The organism is Sphingomonas sediminicola (assembly GCF_049991885.1).
Taxonomy (GTDB): Bacteria; Pseudomonadota; Alphaproteobacteria; order Sphingomonadales; family Sphingomonadaceae; genus Sphingomicrobium; species Sphingomicrobium sediminicola.
Map to the genome: position 1 here is coordinate 2,586,989 of NZ_CP178916.1, position 18,139 is coordinate 2,605,127.

An 18,139-nucleotide genomic window follows, 5' to 3' on the forward strand; every position below is an offset into this window, starting at 1 on the left:
GGCATCATCCGACTGAACCTTCCAAACTAATTCCAAGTAGCTTCTGCGCCTCTACGGCAAACTCCATCGGCAGCTGCTTCAGCACCTCGCGGGCGAAGCCGTTGACGATCAGTGCGACTGCAGCCTCCTGGTCGAGCCCGCGGCTCATTGCGTAGAACAGCTGGTCCTCGCTGATCTTCGACGTCGTCGCTTCATGCTCGATGGTCGCGGTCGGGTTCTTCACCTCGATGTACGGCACGGTGTGAGCGCCGCACTGGTCGCCGAGCAGAAGTGAATCGCACTGCGTGAAATTGCGCACGTTCTCGGCGTTCGGTAGGACCTTCACCAGACCGCGATAAGTGTTGTTCGAACGCCCTGCGCTGATGCCCTTCGAAACGATGGTAGAGCGCGTGTTGGCGCCGATGTGCACCATCTTCGTGCCGGTGTCGGCCTGTTGGCGATTGTTGGTCAGCGCGACCGAATAGAATTCGCCTACGCTGCCCTCGCCCTTCAGGATGCAGCTCGGATATTTCCAGGTGATCGCGGAGCCGGTCTCGACCTGCGTCCAGCTGACTTTCGACCGCGCGCCGCTGCACAATGCCCGCTTGGTGACGAAGTTGAAGATCCCGCCCTTGCCCTCGGCGTCGCCAGGATACCAGTTCTGCACCGTCGAGTATTTCACTTCGGCGTCCTCGTGCGCGAAAATCTCGACGACCGCCGCGTGCAGCTGGTTCTCGTCGCGCATCGGTGCGGTGCAGCCTTCGAGGTAGGAAACGTAGCTGCCCTTCTCGGCGACGATCAGGGTGCGCTCGAACTGGCCCGTGTTTTCCGCATTGATGCGGAAATAGGTCGACAACTCCATCGGGCAGCGGACGCCCTCGGGGATGTAGACGAAAGTGCCGTCGGAAAAGACCGCGCTGTTGAGACAGGCGAAGTAATTGTCGCGCTGCGGAACGACCGATCCGAGATACTGCTTCACCAGTTCCGGATATTCGCGGATCGCCTCGCTGATGCTGAGGAAGATAACGCCGGCCTTCTTCAACTCCTCGCGGAAAGTGGTCGCGACCGACACGCTGTCGAACACCGCATCGACCGCCACGCGCGGCGCACCTTCGACGCCGGCGAGCACTTTCTGCTCTTCCAGCGGAATGCCGAGCTTCTCGTAGACTCGTAGGATTTCAGGATCGACCTCGTCGAGACTGCCGAGCTTCGGCTTTTGCTTGGGCGCAGCGTAATAATAAGCGTCCTGGTAATCGATCTCGGGGATGTCGAGCTTGGCCCAGCTGACCTCTTCCATCTCCAACCAGGCACGATAGGCCTTAAGCCGCCAGTCGAGCATCCACTCCGGCTCGTCCTTCTTGGCGGAGATGAAGCGGACCGTCTCTTCGCTCAGGCCCTTGGGTGCGAATTCCTGCTCGATGTCGCTTGTGAAGCCCCACTCGTACGTGGCGAGCTTCTCGGCGGCTTCCTGCGCCTCGCGGTTGCGGACGGTGGTTTGCTCGGTCACTGCGCGAGCTCCGTCAGGCTAACCGCGCCGAGCGCCCCGCGGATTGCATTGCCGACAACGCCCATGTGCGGCTTGACCATGCAGTGCGCGTCGAGTGCGCAGTCGGTGCGGCCTTCCGAGCAGATCGTCATCGCGATCGGCCCTTCGACCGCCTCGACGATGTCGGCGAGCGTAATTTCACCGGCCGGACGAGCCAGAGCGTATCCGCCCGCGGCGCCGCGGACGCTTGTAAGCAGGCCTTCGGCGGCAAGTCGGCCCATCAACTTCTGGGTGGTCGGCAAGGGGACGCCCGTATCCTGGGCGAGCTCGCTCGCGCTGAGGCGCGCGCCAGCTTCCCGGCGGGCGGCGGCGGTCATGATCACGACCGCATAATCGGCAAGATGGGTCAGGCGCATATCAAATCGGACTATTTGTGTCCGATTTAGTGCGTTGCGGGCGAAAACTCAACCGATGTTGATGACGATGCGCCGGAGAGGGATTAAGCGGCTCGCGTGCGCCTTTACTCTCTTGTTCGACCTCTCGCCTTCGCTCTCGACGCAGAGAGAGCGCACCGGCTGACTATTGCTGGCCTGAAAATGATGCCGAAGCTGGATCCGGCCCGGTTTCCGGACTCGCTTCGTTCGACCGTCGCAGGACTCGAATTTCCGTCACCCGTCGGTCTCGCCGCAGGCTTCGACAAGGACGCCGAAGTGCCGGAGCAGATGCTCGGAATGGGTTTTGGCTTCGTCGAGGTCGGGACGGTCACTCCGAAGCCGCAAAAGGGAAACCCCAGGCCGCGGCTATTTCGGCTCGTCGAGGACCGCGCGGTCATCAACCGGATGGGCTTCAATAATGGCGGTCAGGCGGCTGCGTACGAGCGGCTACGGCACGCGACGCACCTGCACGGCGTGATCGGCGTAAACGTCGGCGCCAACAAGGACAGCGCGGACCGCATTGCGGACTATGCAATCGGAGCGCGCAATATGGCGCCGGTCGCGCGCTATCTCACTATCAACATCAGCTCGCCGAACACCCCCGGGCTTCGCGGACTGCAGGAAGAGGGCGAGCTCAGGGAACTCCTCGCGGCAGTCGAGGAAGTTCGGACCGACAAGCCGATCTTCCTCAAGGTCGCGCCCGATCTCGAGCCTGGCGACCACGAGCGAATCGTCCGGGCGGCGCTCGACCATCATGTCGACGCGCTGATCGTGTCCAACACGACGGTGTCGCGGCCGCCGCTCAAGTCACGTCACGCCTCCGAGGCGGGCGGTCTTTCGGGCGAGCCGCTCAAGTCACTCGCATCCGAAGCACTTCGAACATTCCGCAATGCCAGCGGCGGAGAAATCCCGCTGATCGCGGTTGGTGGGATAGCGAACGCCGATGATGCTTGGGAACGGATCAAGGCGGGCGCGAGCCTCGTCCAGCTCTACTCCGCAATGGTCTTCGAAGGGCCGGGAATCGGGCGCGTCATCGCTGCCGGCCTGGCGGGCCTGCTGAAGCGCGAAGGCTTCTCGAGTATCTCGGAAGCTGTCGGAACCTAAGGGCGCGGCAGAGTCAGGACGACCCCTTCGCGCCGCGGGTCCGCTCCTCCGTCGATCTCCCCGTTGCGGATGAGCACGCCGGTCAGGCCCGAATCCTCGCCCTGGCCCGGCTTCAAGTCGATACCGCGCTGGCGGAGCCCTTCGAGGATCTCTGGGGAGAACTTGGTCACCTCTCCCTGGAAGTTGGGACCACGGGCAACGAGGTTCGGGGCCGCGAGCGCATCGGCCATCGTCATGTTCCAATCGACTGACGCGACAAGCGACTTCGCAACGTAAGCAATGATGGAATTGCCGCCGGCCGATCCAATTGCGCCCGCGAACTTGCCGTCAGGCGTCAGCAGGATCGTCGGAACCATCGACGAGCGCGGACGCTTACCGGGCGCAACCGCGTTGGCCGCTGGATTACCCTGGTCGTCTACCGGCTTGAACGCGAAGTCGGTCATCTGGTTGTTGAGGAAGAAGCCGTCGACCATCCGGCCCGACCCGAAGATGCTTTCGACGGTCGTCGTCATCGAGACGACATTGCCGTCGCCATCGCGGATGATGAAGTGCGAGGTGCCTGTCGGCTCGTAGGTGGTATCGTTCGCGGCGACCTTTGCGCCCGCAGGAACGCCAGCGCTTGGAGCAGGGCCGGCGGTCGGGCCGATCAGCTGCACGCGCGACGCGACATATGCTGGATCGAGCAGCCCATCGACTGGCACGCTGGCGATATCGCCGACGTAGCGGTCGCGGTCGGCGTACATCAGGCGACTGGCCTCGGCGAACAGGTACCAGGACTGGGGATCGCTCGGTCCGCGTTGCGCGATGTCAGTGCGCTCGAGCATTTTCATGAGCTCAATAAGGCCTACACCGCTCGACGGCGGAGGCGGGACGCACATGACGTAAACGCGATAGGGCCGGCAGAGTGCCTCGCGTTTCACCGGCCGATAAGTCGCAAGATCGGCCATGGTCATCGAACCACCAAGCGGTCCGGCTCGCGTCCGCTCGACGATCCTCGCTGCGGTCGATCCCGAATAGAGCGCCGCCGGTCCCTGGCTGGCGAGGCGATTCAGGAAGTCGGCGTAAGCGGCGTTCGTCAACCGATCGCCGGCCTCGACCAGACGGCCACCCGGCCCCTGCGAGAAATAGGCGACGACGTCGGGCGCGTGGTTCTCGGCATAATCCGCGTGAACAAGTCTCGCGAGCCGCGGGCTGACGATAAAGCCGTCGCGCGCGGCCTTCTCCGCATCGCCGAACAAGCTGCTCCACGGCAGCTTGCCACGCTCCCCGTGGGCGACGGCCAGCATCCGGACTGCACCCGGAACGCCGGTAGCGCGGCCCGAAAGCACGGCCTCGTCGAACGAAAGCGGAGTGCCGTCGGAGCGGAGAAACATGGTCGAAACGGCCTGCGCGGGCGCGACCTCTCGGCCGTCGAGGACCGAAACCTTGCCGCTACGCCCGTCATAATAGGTCATGAAGGCGCCGCCGCCGACACCTGAGCTTTGCGGCTCGACCAGCGACAGCATGGCCTGGACGGCGATTGCTGCGTCGACGGCGCTGCCGCCCCGCTTCAGGACGTTCAGTCCCGCCTGGGCGGCCAGCGGATTGGCCGCGATGACGAACGGTTCCGCGGCAACGGTCCGTTCGACTTTGGGCTGGGGTGCGGGGATCGTCGCGCAGGCGGGAAGCCATGCGGAAGCGAGCAGAGTGAGCAACAAGCGAAGCGGACGCATGGCTGCCGCGCTAGCGGATGCAGGAAGCTCCGTCCACGCGCTGGCGCTTGCGGCCGTTTCGGCTAAGAAGTCCCTCCGCACAGCATGAAGGGGAGCCATGGCGCGGCAACTCGAATATTTCCCGAACCTCGTCACGATGTTCCTGACGCGATCCCGGGAGAAGGGCGATGCGCCATTCCTCTGGGCCAAGCACGGCGGGGTCTGGGAGCCGATTTCGTGGAGCGAGGCAGCGCGGCAGGTTGCCGCCTTCGCCGACAGCCTGAAGCGGATCGGGATCGAGCCCGGTGACCGGGTCATGCTGGTCAGCGAGAATCGGCCCGAGTGGCTGATCGCCGACCTCGGCATCATGGCCGCCGGCGCGGTGACGGTGCCCGCCTACACGACGAACACGACCCGCGATCACACGCACATACTTGGCAATTCCGGGGCGAAGGCGGTGATCGTTTCAAGCCAGAAGCTTGCACGGAATCTGATTCCCGCCGTGCTGTTCAGCTCGGAATGCCATCACGTCATCGGGATCGAGGATATCCGTACCGGGCAAGCACCCGGAACGGTTGACTTCCATCACTGGGACGAACTGGTCGGGGGCCAGCCCGACCTGAAAGCGCTCGAGCAGCGCATGCAATCGGTCGGGCGAAAGGACCTCGCCTGCATCATCTACACCAGCGGCACCGGCGGCGCTCCGCGCGGCGTGATGCAGCACCACGGATCGATCCTGGCGAACTGCGCAGGCGCAGCGGACATCATCTCGACCGACTTCGGATGGGACGATGAGATCTTCCTGTCCTTCCTGCCCGCGAGCCATGCCTACGAGCATACCGGCGGACAGCATTTCCCGATCGGGCTCGGCGCGCAAATCTATTACGCCGAGAGTCTCGAGAAACTGGCTGCGAACATTGAAGAAGTCCGCCCGACCATCATGGTCGTCGTCCCGCGACTGTTCGAAATGCTGCGGGCGCGAATCCTCAAGACGATCGAGGCTTCTGGAGGGATTTCGCAATACCTTCTGCGCCGCGCGCTCTCGATCGGCGCGAGGAAATACGAGGATCGCCGCAACCCGCTCGACCTGCCGATGGACGGAATATTGTCGCTGACGCTTCGCAAGAAGGTACGCGCAAAATTCGGCGGGCGCATGAAGGCGATGGTATCGGGTGGCGCTCCGCTCAATCCGGAAGTGGGCCTGTTTTTCCAATCATTGGGTCTGACGTTCCTGCAAGGCTATGGCCAGACCGAAGCTGGGCCGGTGATCAGCTGCAACCGACCGTCGGCAGGGCTGCGCATGGACAGCGTCGGTCCCCCGGTAAAAGATTGTGAAGTGCGGATCGCCGACGACGGCGAGATCATGGTCCGCGGCGAGCTGGTGATGCACGGCTACTGGCACAATCCGGATGAGACGGCGCGGGTGCTCAGCGACGATGGCTGGCTTGCGACGGGCGACGTCGGCCATCTCGACGAATCCGGCCGGATCGTCATCACTGATCGAAAAAAGGACCTGATCGTCAACGACAAGGGCGACAATGTCTCGCCCCAGCGCGTTGAGGGAATGCTCACGCTCCAGGCGGAAATCGCGCAGGCGATGGTCTTTGGCGACCGCAAGCCGTACCTCGTCGCATTGCTGGTTCCCGAGGCCGAATATGCCGACAAAGCCGATCTTCAGCAGCGGCTGTCAAAGGCGGTCGACAAGGTGAATGCCGACCTCTCAGTGATCGAGCGCATTCGCCGTTTCATTATTGCCGACGAGCCGTTCACGACGGACAATGAAATGCTGACGCCCTCGCTCAAGATCCGACGTCACGTGATCAAGAGCGTATACGGCGAAAGGCTCGACGCTCTCTACGGCAAATAATCAGGTCCGTGTGTAGGGCGTGAAGTCGCCGATCGCGCAGGATCCGACGACCATTCCTGTCCTGACGTCGGCAACGTCGGCAATATCTCCGCGGCACATGCCGGGCCCAGAACTTCGGGTCACGAGCGTGTACCAGCCGGATTTCAGGCCGGAGCATTCGCCGATCAGATGGTTCACGTAAACCGTGCTGCCATTCTTGAAGGCTACAGTGCTGTTGTCGATCGTGACCATCTCGCCGCTACGATAGCTCTGCAAGCAGGTGAGCGGCCTTCCGGCGACCTTACCGGCGATGAGCTTCTGGAATTCGGCCTGGGCTTCGGCGCTGCGGGTCGCGGGTGGAGGCTGCGTGACGCAGCCCGTCAGAGCGGCGGCGGCGAGAAGGAGCGGAATTGCGCGCATGGCATGACTCCTTGTCTTGAGGTTGTGCATCCCTAGAGCGCCCGTGCAGCTTAACGGAAGCTGTCTTTCTCGCTCCGGAGACGCGCAAATTCCTCAACGTCCAATGCGCGAACGAAGGGGTTGGTTGCCCGTTCCTGGGCAACGGTGGTCGGCAGGGTGACTTCGCCACGTTCGCGCATCTCGGAGACTTGCTCCAACCGGCGGGCTACGTCCTGGTTCTCCGGCTCGGCGTGCAGGGCGAAACGGGCGTTCGCCAGCGTATATTCGTGCCCGCAGTAGATGCGGACGTCGTCGGGCAGAGCGGCAATGCGCTGCATATTGGAATACATCTGCTCGGCCGTGCCTTCGAACAGCCGTCCGCAGCCCATCGCGAACATCGTGTCGCCGACGAAGATCATGCCCTCGTCCTCGAAGTAATAGGCGACATGTCCGGCGGTGTGCGCCGGAATATCCCACACTACCGCGTCCGCGCCCGCGATAGTGACTCGGTCGCCTTCGGAAACGATCCGATCGACGGAGCTGACCTTCTGAGCTTCCGCAGGGGCCGTGATCGGCGCGCCGGTTGCGGCCTTGATTCCTTGATTGCCGCCGGTGTGATCCGGGTGCCAGTGCGTGTTCAGTATTTGGGTAAGGCGCAGGCCCTCCGTCGCGACTTCGTCGAGGACCGGGTCACCCACCGACGGATCAACGGCTGCAGTCTCGCCCGTGTCCGGATTGGTGATCAGCCAGACGTAATTGTCGCTGAGAACCGGGACCGCGCTGACCTTGAGGCGGCTCATCACCATTCGCCCGTGTTCGGCATCGAGGCCCAGGGTTCGGCCGGTGCGAGCGAGCCGCCTTTCTGAAGCAGCTCGATCGAGATGTTGTCAGGGGTGCGGATGAAAGCCATGTGCCCGTCGCGCGGCGGGCGGTTGATGGTCACGCCCGCCTCCCTCAGCCGTCTGCACGTCTCGTAAATGTCGTCGACCTGGTAGGCGAGATGGCCGAAGTTGCGGCCGCCGCCGTAACCTATTTCATCCCAATTGTGCGTGAGCTCGACCTCGCCGCCCTCGTCACCCGGAACGCCGAGGAAGATCAGCGAGAAGCGCCCGGATTCATTGTCCATTTGCCGCCGCTTCTCGAGTCCCAGCAGTTGAAAAAATGCAACAGTGGCGTCGGGATCCGACACACGGATCATGCTGTGCAGGAATTTCATTTCGCCTCACTCAATTCATCGCTATTATTGCACGGTTCGTCGACGATACTGACCGGCGATGGTGTCCGGTGATCGTCAGCATTACGACGAACGCAGGGTAACTTTCCATGATCCAGAAGCTGCAGGACAGCCGCGCCGTCCTTTTGGGCGCGGTGGGGATTTTTGCTTTGGGTTTGACGACAAGCGGTTATGCGCTGGGCGATGGCCTCCGCCGCTACAAGCTGGCCGAGCACCGAACGGTTACCGTCCGCGGCGTTTCCGAGCGCAACGTGACTGCCGACCTTGCGACCTGGTCGGTCAACTTCTCGCACCAGGGCACCGAGCTTGCCCCGGTCCAGCAAGCTGTCGACCAGCAGGCGCGCGCTGTGCGTGCCTTCTTCCTGCGCTCCGGATTCAAGCCGCAGGAGATCACCGATTACGACGTGTCCTTGAACCGTGAGCAGCCGACCGATCGCGAAGGTGAGCCCGTCGGCCCGCAAAAGTTGACGGTCAGCCGGTCGATCCAGCTTCGCACCAATGACATTACGAAGGTTCGTGGCGCCTACGCACGCCAGGCCGAACTCCTGCGGGACGGGGTCGAGCTCGTGGGAAGCGGAAGCAACGTCAGCTTTACGTTCACCAAGCTCAACGCGCTGAAGCCGGAGATGATCGCCGAGGCCAACCAGAACGCTAGGCGAAGCGCCGAGCAATTCGCGCGCGACAGCGGGGTCTCGGTCGGAAAGATGAAGACCGCCAGCCAGGGTTATTTCTCGGTCGGCGCTCGCGACGGTGAAGACTGCGACGACTGCGGTTCGTCGGGCGGCAGTTCGCCGTTCCAGAAAGTTCGCGTCGTGACGACGATCGACTACGACCTCGGTTAGCGGGCCGTAGCAGTGGCCGGCGCGGGGAGCATTGAAAGCGCTTCCCGCGCCGCCTGTCCCGACTTGCCCTTGGGATCGGCGGCGGAGGCCCGCGACCAGTAATCCCGTGCGGCCGCGAGGTCGCCGGCGAAGTGATAGACGTGACCCGCCTCGAACAGGATCGTCGGATTGTTGGGCTCCAGCGTCAGCGCCTTTCCGATCGCCTCCTTGGCAGTCACGGCGTCGTTTTCGCGGATCGCGAGCGCGGCAGAGAAATACCAGAGGAACGGGTCCTCCGAAACGGTCCGCGCGGCTTCGGTAACTTTCGAGCGGGCCATCTTGAGGTCGTTCTGCGCTTCGGCGGCGCGTGCACGATCCAGCAAGGCTTCGCCGCGCTGCTCCGCTTGCAGACCCGCCCCGGTAAGCGCTTTGTCGAGCGCCATCGCGGCTTTTCCGGGCTGATTGGCGGCGATCCACATATTGCCGGCAGCAGCCCAGAGGCGGGCTTTCTCCGCCTCGTTTTCGCTTTGCGCATTGGCGGCCTGCTCGAAGGCCTGAGCGGCTTCTTCCGAGTTGCCGGCACTGCTCGCCTGCAGCGCCCGGCAGGTGAAGGCCTGCGGGGTCACGACGTCTGGACATGCAGCGGCCGGCGCCTGGACGGCGGCAATTGCGGCGGCGATGGCAAGGATCATTCGGAAGGCTCCAAAAGGGCGGCGACGGTCCGCCGGATCGCGTCAATCTCATGCGGAGCCGAAAGCCGATGCCCGCCGCCCTTGATCACCGTCACCTGCACATCGCCTGAACGCAGCCGATCCGTGAGGCGGAAGGCAATGTCCAGCGGCACGTCCTCGTCCCGGTCGCCGTGAACCAGGCGAACCGGGCAGTGGATCGCAATTTCGGAGTCGAGCAGGCGCATCGCTTCGCCCGACTCCCAGAAACGCAGCGTCGTCAGCTGCGGTTGGTCGCCGTACGGGTTCGGCTGCTCCAGCCTGCCTTCGCGGCGGAGCGTAGTCTTTTCGGCATCCGTATAGCCCCATTCGGTGAAGTCCGGCGCGGCCGCGATCCCGACCAGAGCTGCGAGTCGCTCCGGCCGCCGCAATGCCAGATGAAGCGCGATCCAGCCGCCCATCGACGACCCGACAAGCACGACCGGCCCATCGGTCAGGCGATCAAGCACCGCGGTCGCTTCGTCGGTCCAACGCTCCAGCGTGCCATCCTCGAATCTGCCCTCTGACGAGCCGGTCCCTGAATAGTCGAAGCGCAGCATCGCCAACCCATGATCGGCCGCGAATGCATCCAGCGCGACGGCCTTCGAGCCATCCATGTCGGAAGCGTATCCGGGCAGGAAAACCAGAGTCGGGCCGCGCCCCTCGCGCTTGCGATAGGCGAGGCTCGGGCCCCTATCTTGTTCGAAGAATGCAACGCTCATTTCAGTCAGTGTGAAGCGAAGACTCGAGTCTTTCCACTCTTGTCGAACAGGACGACCTTGTACGGCTCCTTGAGGTCACCCTGTTCCATGCCGGGCGATCCGACAACCATGTCGGGAACCGCAACTCCGGTAGCCTTCGGCTTGGTCGTCAGCAGGCGCTTCACGTCGGACGCGGGCACATGACCCTCGATGACGTAGCCGCCGATCGTGCTCGTGTGACAGGATCGAAGATTGTCCGGAACGCCGAGTTTACGGGCGGTCGGACTCACGTTTTCGACGTCTCGGACCTGAACTGTGAAGCCGGCCTTCTTCATGTGCTCGACCCAATGCTTGCAGCAGCCGCAATAGGCGCTCTTAGTGACGATGAGGGTCGCCGCCGTTGCGCTTTCCGCGCAGGCGAGCAGCGCCAACGGTGCGAGACTCTAAAGATCGTGCGGCTCTTCATTTCAGTCCCTCGGATGCCCATTCGCGCCGTTGTCCATCACGATTCTGGCGGGAAGCGAAAACCATAGCTCCCCGAGTGTGAAAAGTCCGGATTGTCCGATTTTGAGACATTTATTCAGATTAAGGCATTGGCACAAATCAAGAAATTCCACATAGTTAACGAAAGTTAAACCGACTCGCGGGGGCGGGTCGCGTCGCGCGGGGGAATTATGGCCACGAACACCAGCGGTGGAACGACCAGCTCGTTCATGAACACGCCTCAGGCGAAGGACGACCTCTACAACGTCTACGAAGACAATATCTGGACGTTCGACGTCATGGCGAACGATCTTGGCGGTAACGCGAAGATCCTCTGGTCGATCGACGACTCCAACTTGGACGGCACATTCGGCGTCCCGGCCAGCGGCGACGGCACTTATGATCTCCTGAAGCAGGACGCGGCGCTAGTTCCGGAGCTGAGTGACCTCGGTGCGCGCATCTGGATCGATTCCGGAAAGATCAAATACGACGCCTCGCTCTTCAATTACCTCGGCGCGGGTCAGTCGATCTCCGACCATTTCACCTACGCGATCCGCATGTCGAACGGCACGCTCAGCTGGGCCACCGTCACGGTCACCATCACCGGTACGAATGATGGTCCGGACATCAGGCTGGTTGGAATCGACAGTGCATCGGCAGGGATTGCCGAAAGCAATTCAGGGTTAAGTGCGAATGGCACCTTGACGGTGTTCGACCCTGACACGGCGGACTCGGTCAATGTCTCGGTCAGTTCGGTCAGCGTTGGCGGTACGGGAGGCACCGGCGGTCTGACCAATGCTCAACTGCTGGGGATGCTGAGCCTTACCGGCAACAATGCGAATGCCGCAAATGGCACGCAGGGGAGCCTGGGCTGGTGGTTCAACTCTGGCAGCCAGGCGTTTGATTATCTTGCGGTCGGCCAGACGCTGGTCCTGACCTACACGCTGATTGGGACGGACGGCAACGGCGGTTCCGACACGCAGCCTGTCACGATCACCATCACCGGCACCAATGATGGTCCGGACATCAGGCTGGTTGGAAGCGACAGTGCATCGGCAGGGATTGCCGAAAGCAATTCAGGGTTAAGTGCGAATGGCACCTTGACGGTGTTCGACCCTGACACGGCGGACTCGGTCAATGTCTCGGTCAGTTCGGTCAGCGTTGGCGGTACGGGAGGCACCGGCGGTCTGACCAATGCTCAACTGCTGGGGATGCTGAGCCTTACCGGCAACAATGCGAATGCCGCAAATGGCACGCAGGGGAGCCTGGGCTGGTGGTTCAACTCTGGCAGCCAGGCGTTTGATTATCTTGCGGTCGGCCAGACGCTGGTCCTGACCTACACGCTGATTGGGACGGACGGCAACGGCGGTTCCGACACGCAGCCTGTCACGATCACCATCACCGGCACCAACGACGGCCCGACGGCGAATGCCGACACGGCGAGCACCGACGAGGACAGCTCGGTGCTGATCAATGTGCTTGCCAACGACACCGATCCGGACACGTCGGACACGCTCGTCGTGACCGCGGCGGCGGTGACCACCGGCCTTGGCGCGGCGACGATCGAGAGCGGCCAGGTCCGCTACGATCCGGGCAGCGCCTACAACTATCTGGCGGTCGGCGAGAGCGAGACGGTGGTGATCACCTACTCGATCAGCGACGGCAACGGCGGCACGTCGACCTCGACGGCGACGGTGACGGTGACCGGCACCAACGACGGCCCGACGGCGAATGCCGACACGGCGAGCACCGACGAGGACAGCTCGGTGCTGATCAATGTGCTTGCCAACGACACCGATCCGGACACGTCGGACACGCTCGTCGTGACCGCGGCGGCGGTGACCACCGGCCTTGGCGCGGCGACGATCGAGAGCGGCCAGGTCCGCTACGATCCGGGCAGCGCCTACAACTATCTGGCGGTCGGCGAGAGCGAGACGGTGGTGATCACCTACTCGATCAGCGACGGCAACGGCGGCACGTCGACCTCGACGGCGACGGTGACGGTGACCGGCACCAACGACGGCCCGACGGCGAATGCCGACACGGCGAGCACCGACGAGGACAGCTCGGTGCTGATCAATGTGCTTGCCAACGACACCGATCCGGACACGTCGGACACGCTCGTCGTGACCGCGGCGGCGGTGACCACCGGCCTTGGCGCGGCGACGATCGAGAGCGGCCAGGTCCGCTACGATCCGGGCAGCGCCTACAACTATCTGGCGGTCGGCGAGAGCGAGACGGTGGTGATCACCTACTCGATCAGCGACGGCAACGGCGGCACGTCGACCTCGACGGCGACGGTGACGGTGACCGGCACCAACGACGGCCCGACGGCGAATGCCGACACGGCGAGCACCGACGAGGACAGCTCGGTGCTGATCAATGTGCTTGCCAACGACACCGATCCGGACACGTCGGACACGCTCGTCGTGACCGCGGCGGCGGTGACCACCGGCCTTGGCGCGGCGACGATCGAGAGCGGCCAGGTCCGCTACGATCCGGGCAGCGCCTACAACTATCTGGCGGTCGGCGAGAGCGAGACGGTGGTGATCACCTACTCGATCAGCGACGGCAACGGCGGCACGTCGACCTCGACGGCGACGGTGACGGTGACCGGCACCAACGACGGCCCGACGGCGAATGCCGACACGGCGAGCACCGACGAGGACAGCTCGGTGCTGATCAATGTGCTTGCCAACGACACCGATCCGGACACGTCGGACACGCTCGTCGTGACCGCGGCGGCGGTGACCACCGGCCTTGGCGCGGCGACGATCGAGAGCGGCCAGGTCCGCTACGATCCGGGCAGCGCCTACAACTATCTGGCGGTCGGCGAGAGCGAGACGGTGGTGATCACCTACTCGATCAGCGACGGCAACGGCGGCACGTCGACCTCGACGGCGACGGTGACGGTGACCGGCACCAACGACGGCCCGACGGCGAATGCCGACACGGCGAGCACCGACGAGGACAGCTCGGTGCTGATCAATGTGCTTGCCAACGACACCGATCCGGACACGTCGGACACGCTCGTCGTGACCGCGGCGGCGGTGACCACCGGCCTTGGCGCGGCGACGATCGAGAGCGGCCAGGTCCGCTACGATCCGGGCAGCGCCTACAACTATCTGGCGGTCGGCGAGAGCGAGACGGTGGTGATCACCTACTCGATCAGCGACGGCAACGGCGGCACGTCGACCTCGACGGCGACGGTGACGGTGACCGGCACCAACGACGGCCCGACGGCGAATGCCGACACGGCGAGCACCGACGAGGACAGCTCGGTGCTGATCAATGTGCTTGCCAACGACACCGATCCGGACACGTCGGACACGCTCGTCGTGACCGCGGCGGCGGTGACCACCGGCCTTGGCGCGGCGACGATCGAGAGCGGCCAGGTCCGCTACGATCCGGGCAGCGCCTACAACTATCTGGCGGTCGGCGAGAGCGAGACGGTGGTGATCACCTACTCGATCAGCGACGGCAACGGCGGCACGTCGACCTCGACGGCGACGGTGACGGTGACCGGCACCAACGACGGCCCGGATATCCGAGCTGCAGCCGGAGACAGCGCATCCGCCACACTTCCCGAAACCAATGCGGGCCTGACGGCCAGCGGCACATTGACGGTCACCGATGCAGATACGACCGATACGATTTCTACGTCGATCGCGTTAACGACGGTAACCGGCAATGCGGGCAGCCTGACCAATCCGCAGCTGCTGGCGATGCTGTCAGTCACGCCGAACAGCGGGCTCGCTGCGAACACCGGCGACGCCAACAATCTGACTTGGAACTTCAACTCCGGCGGGCAGGCGTTCAACTATCTCCCCGCGGGCCAGTCGCTGCAGCTGACCTACACGCTGACCGTCAGCGACGGGAACGGCGGCACCGATACGCAAAACGTCACGGTCACTATCCAGGGAACCAACGACGCGCCGGTGCTGACGGGCGACTTTGCCGCCCCGATCAACGAAGGCGGTTCGTATCAGCTTACCCTGGCCGATCTCAACTTCACGGATTCGGACGATAGCGCCGCGGACGTGACCTTCACGGTCAGCGGGCTCAGCAACGGCACCCTTTTCGTCAACGGAGTAGCGCAGAGCACGTTTACGGGGGCGCAGCTGGCCGCCGGCCTGGTGACCTTCACCCATAATGGGTCGGAGACGATCACGGCGGGCTTCAACGTGTCGGTCGAGGACGGCAACGAGGATGCTTCGGCGCCGGTCGCCCAACCATTCAACTTCACCGTCACGCCAGTCAACGACGCGCCGGTCAACACGGTGCCGGGGGCGCAATCGGTCAATGAAGACACAGCTAAGGTCTTCAGCACCGCCAACGGCAATGCAATCTCGATCAGCGACGCGGACGCTGGAAGCAATAACGTCCAGGTGACCCTGAGCGTCGCCAGCGGCACGTTGACGATGGGTTCGCTGGTGGGGCTGACGGTGACTGCCGGAGCGAACGGTTCGTCGACGGTTACCGTGCAGGGCACGCAGGCGGCGATTAACGCCGGACTTCAGGGCCTGACATACCAGGGCAACCTGAACTTCAATGGCGGCGACAGCCTGTCGATCGTCACCAGCGATCTCGGCAATAGTGGAAGCGGCGGAGCGCTGACGGATACCGACAGCGTCGCGATTACGGTCAATGCCGTGAACGATGCGCCGGTGATCGATGTAAATGGGGCGAACACGTACACGATCAGCGGCCCCGCGATAGTAATCGATTCCTCGATTCCGATTTCCGATGTGGACAGCACTCAACTGAATGGCGCGACCATCCAGATTACGGGCGGCCGTCAGGCGGGCGATACGCTGAACTTCACGAACCAGAACGGTATTTCCGGTTCGTATAATAGTAGCACAGGATTGCTCACGCTTACGGGGACCGCCACGCTGGCAAACTATCAGGCGGCGCTGCAGTCGATTACCTTCGGCACGACGAGCCTGTCCACAACTCAACGAACCATTACGTTCGAAGTTACCGACACTGGCAACACGCCGAGTGCAACGGATACTGCCGTCGTCAATATAGCGGCAGACACAACCGCGCCGACGATAGTCAGCGAGGTCGTCACGAGCGCAACCGGCATTCAGGCTGGACGGGTCAACGCAGGCGACGTGGTCAGCGTCACGGTGACTATGAGTGAAGTGGTCAACGTGACTGGTACACCAAGACTGGCACTGAACATTGGTGGAACGACCGTTCAGGCGAATTACGCCTCTGGCAGCGGTACGAACACGCTCGTTTTCACCTACACGATTCTGGCAGGACAGACCGACACCAACGGCATCGCGATCAATGCCAACGCGCTGACCTTGAACGGTGGAACCATTCGCGACACGTCGAACAACAATGCGGTTCTCACCGCTGGCGCTGTTGGAGACAATGCCGCATTCATCGTCGATACGACGGCGCCGACGGTAGTCTCAATCACTTCCAGCCCGTCGTTGAGCGGAAATACCGCGACTTCGACCGTTACGTTCCAATTCAGCGAAGCGGTCTCCGGTTTCGATCTGTCGGATCTTACGGTGAGTCCAAACCGGGGTACGTTGAGCAATCTTATTCAGGTCGATGGCGATACTTACACGGCGACCTTCACCCGAACCAATAACGGCTCAGTCGGAATAAATGTCGGTACCGGCTATTTGGACTTGGCGGGTAATACTGGAACAGCTTTCAACTCGCCCAACCTTCCCGCCGGTGTTGCTGGCGAACCCATCAATCTCGGGCTTTCGGATCCGACTGATCAAGGGGCACTCGTAACAGTCACGATTGGCAATCTGCCCGAGGGCTGGACGCTGGATGGCGGCACTCTGAATGCGGACGGCTCTTGGACGATCCTGACCACCGACGTGAGTTCGCTCACCGTGACTACGCCGGCCGACTACGCTGGTGCGGAGTTGGTCAATGTGAGCATCTCCTGGACCAATTCCGACGGCTCTACTGAGACAATGTCCTTGTCGGACAATATCGAGGCTTATGCAGCAGGAAATCCGATCTTCGCCTGGTCGGGCGACGACACGCTTACCGGCTCGGCAGGCGCGGACATGTTCGTGTTCTCCCAGCCGATTGGTGCGGACACAGTCCATAACTTCGACGTGTCCGCCGATACGATCGACCTGATCGGCTATGGTGTCAGCGATTTCAGTGGCCTTTCAATCACCGATACGGCTGAAGGTGCGTTGATCACGCTGGCAGACGGCCAATCGATCCTGCTGGACGGCGTGTCGTTGTCCTCGTTGACTGCCTCCAATTTCGTGTTCGACGTCTCACCGACGGTGACGAACAGCGGAACGATTACCATCGGCAACGGCGCAATGCTGCCGTTGAGTGGAACGATCGACAATAGTGGGACGATCAGCCTCGAATCGGCCGGCGCGACCACCGTCATGCAGCTGATCCAGTACGGCATCACGCTTCAGGGCGGCGGCAATCTCGTCCTGTCGGACAGCGCAAGCAATGTGATTTCCGGAACGCTCCCGACCGTGACGTTCACCAACGTCGACAACGTCATCTCTGGGGCGGGGCAGCTCGGCGGCGGTTCGCTGACGCTGATCAATGGCGGGACCATCGTCGCGGATGGCGGGAACGCCTTGGTCATCGACACCGGGGTCAATGCCGTCACCAACACTGGTACGATCGAAGCGACCGGCCTCGGCGGGCTCGAGATCGTCGGAACGATCTCGAACAGCGGTACGCTGCTCGCAGATGGAAGCAGCATCCTGATCGGCGGGAACCTGACGGGCAGCGGTGACGTGCTGATGAATGGCATTTCGACCGTAGAGTTCGGAGCTGGTTCGTCCAACGACGTCACGCTCGACGCCGGAGCTTCTGGCCTGATTGTCTTCGATGACGCCGACGGATTCAGCGGAAGCATCTCCGGACTCGACTTCAATGATCAAATTGACCTTCTGGACGTGGTCTTTGATGCCGGCACCTCGATGAGCTTTGCGGACAACGGAAATGGTAGTGGCGTGCTAACGATCACCGACGCCACCCACTCCGTGCAGCTGGTGCTGGTCGGCGATTACCGGATTGAGGACTTCATCCTGGCATCGAACGGACAGGGCGGGTCGCTGCTGACAAACAACGTCGGAGATCTGCTCTTCCCGTAATCGTTCGATGGGTGAGCCGTGGGCGCTGGTCTTAGATCAGCGCCTCACGTTTGACGTCCGACCGAAGCAGACCTTTCGACATCCGTTGCGCGAACCTAGATAGGCGCCTCGCGTCACCCGACGAAAAGGAGCCCGC

13 protein-coding genes are annotated in these 18,139 nt (G+C 62.8%); 4 read left to right on the forward strand and 9 right to left on the reverse strand.

What is annotated here, in order from left to right:
- Window positions 1-4 precede the first annotated feature (4 nt).
- Window positions 5-1,486, reverse strand: a complete 1,482-nt coding sequence (gene sufB / locus ACMC5O_RS13545; RefSeq protein WP_426693010.1) for a Fe-S cluster assembly protein SufB — start codon at window positions 1,484-1,486, stop codon at window positions 5-7.
- Window positions 1,483-1,881, reverse strand: coding sequence for an SUF system Fe-S cluster assembly regulator (locus tag ACMC5O_RS13550; RefSeq protein WP_187708346.1), 399 nt, complete (start codon window positions 1,879-1,881; stop codon window positions 1,483-1,485). The genes sufB and ACMC5O_RS13550 overlap by 4 nt, the downstream gene beginning before the upstream one ends.
- Before the next feature lie 96 nt (window positions 1,882-1,977).
- Here ACMC5O_RS13550 and ACMC5O_RS13555 point away from each other — a divergent pair, with 96 nt between their 5' ends.
- Window positions 1,978-3,003 carry a quinone-dependent dihydroorotate dehydrogenase gene (locus tag ACMC5O_RS13555; protein ID WP_187708345.1) on the forward strand — a complete coding sequence of 342 codons (1,026 nt, stop codon included), beginning with the start codon at window positions 1,978-1,980 and terminating at the stop codon, window positions 3,001-3,003.
- On the opposite strand, the gene ACMC5O_RS13560 is transcribed toward ACMC5O_RS13555, so the two are convergent.
- Window positions 3,000-4,715, reverse strand: a complete 1,716-nt coding sequence (locus ACMC5O_RS13560; protein ID WP_187708344.1) for a gamma-glutamyltransferase family protein — start codon at window positions 4,713-4,715, stop codon at window positions 3,000-3,002. The genes ACMC5O_RS13555 and ACMC5O_RS13560 overlap by 4 nt on opposite strands.
- 97 nt (window positions 4,716-4,812) lie before the next feature.
- Here ACMC5O_RS13560 and ACMC5O_RS13565 point away from each other — a divergent pair, with 97 nt between their 5' ends.
- Window positions 4,813-6,561, forward strand: coding sequence for an AMP-dependent synthetase/ligase (locus ACMC5O_RS13565; protein WP_426693011.1), 1,749 nt, complete (start codon window positions 4,813-4,815; stop codon window positions 6,559-6,561).
- Here ACMC5O_RS13565 and ACMC5O_RS13570 read toward each other — a convergent pair whose 3' ends face one another.
- Genes ACMC5O_RS13570 through ACMC5O_RS13580 form a run of 3 tightly spaced genes read right to left on the reverse strand, consistent with a single transcriptional unit; the run spans window position 6,562 to window position 8,155 of the window.
- Window positions 6,562-6,960, reverse strand: coding sequence for a hypothetical protein (locus ACMC5O_RS13570; RefSeq protein WP_187708343.1), 399 nt, complete (start codon window positions 6,958-6,960; stop codon window positions 6,562-6,564).
- Between the two features lie 50 nt (window positions 6,961-7,010).
- A complete protein-coding gene (gloB, locus tag ACMC5O_RS13575; protein WP_187708342.1) occupies window positions 7,011-7,739 on the reverse strand; it encodes a hydroxyacylglutathione hydrolase in 729 nt (242 codons plus the stop codon).
- The gene (locus ACMC5O_RS13580; protein ID WP_187708341.1) at window positions 7,739-8,155 is read right to left on the reverse strand and encodes a VOC family protein; all 417 of its coding nucleotides are present in this window, start codon (window positions 8,153-8,155) and stop codon (window positions 7,739-7,741) included. Before ACMC5O_RS13580 ends, gloB begins: the two co-directional genes overlap by 1 nt.
- Window positions 8,156-8,262: 107 nt before the next feature.
- On the opposite strand from ACMC5O_RS13580, the gene ACMC5O_RS13585 reads away from it, so the two are divergent.
- On the forward strand, window positions 8,263-9,015 hold the full coding sequence (locus ACMC5O_RS13585; RefSeq protein WP_187708340.1) for an SIMPL domain-containing protein: 753 nt from the start codon (window positions 8,263-8,265) through the stop codon (window positions 9,013-9,015).
- Here the strand turns inward: ACMC5O_RS13585 and ACMC5O_RS13590 are convergent.
- From ACMC5O_RS13590 to ACMC5O_RS13600, 3 genes are read right to left on the reverse strand one after another with little or no spacing between them, the layout of a single operon-like run.
- A complete protein-coding gene (locus ACMC5O_RS13590; protein WP_187708339.1) occupies window positions 9,012-9,686 on the reverse strand; it encodes a tetratricopeptide repeat protein in 675 nt (224 codons plus the stop codon). The two genes, ACMC5O_RS13585 and ACMC5O_RS13590, sit on opposite strands and share 4 nt — an antisense overlap.
- Window positions 9,683-10,423, reverse strand: a complete 741-nt coding sequence (locus ACMC5O_RS13595) for an alpha/beta fold hydrolase (protein WP_187708338.1) — start codon at window positions 10,421-10,423, stop codon at window positions 9,683-9,685. Before ACMC5O_RS13595 ends, ACMC5O_RS13590 begins: the two co-directional genes overlap by 4 nt.
- Before the next feature lie 5 nt (window positions 10,424-10,428).
- Window positions 10,429-10,833 (reverse strand): DUF411 domain-containing protein, encoded by a 405-nt coding sequence (locus ACMC5O_RS13600; RefSeq protein WP_187708337.1) that lies wholly within the window; start codon window positions 10,831-10,833, stop codon window positions 10,429-10,431.
- Window positions 10,834-11,076: 243 nt separating this feature from the next.
- On the opposite strand from ACMC5O_RS13600, the gene ACMC5O_RS13605 reads away from it, so the two are divergent.
- Entirely contained in the window at window positions 11,077-18,003 is a 6,927-nt protein-coding gene (locus ACMC5O_RS13605; protein WP_426693012.1) for an Ig-like domain-containing protein, read from the forward strand.
- Window positions 18,004-18,139: the final 136 nt, after the last annotated feature.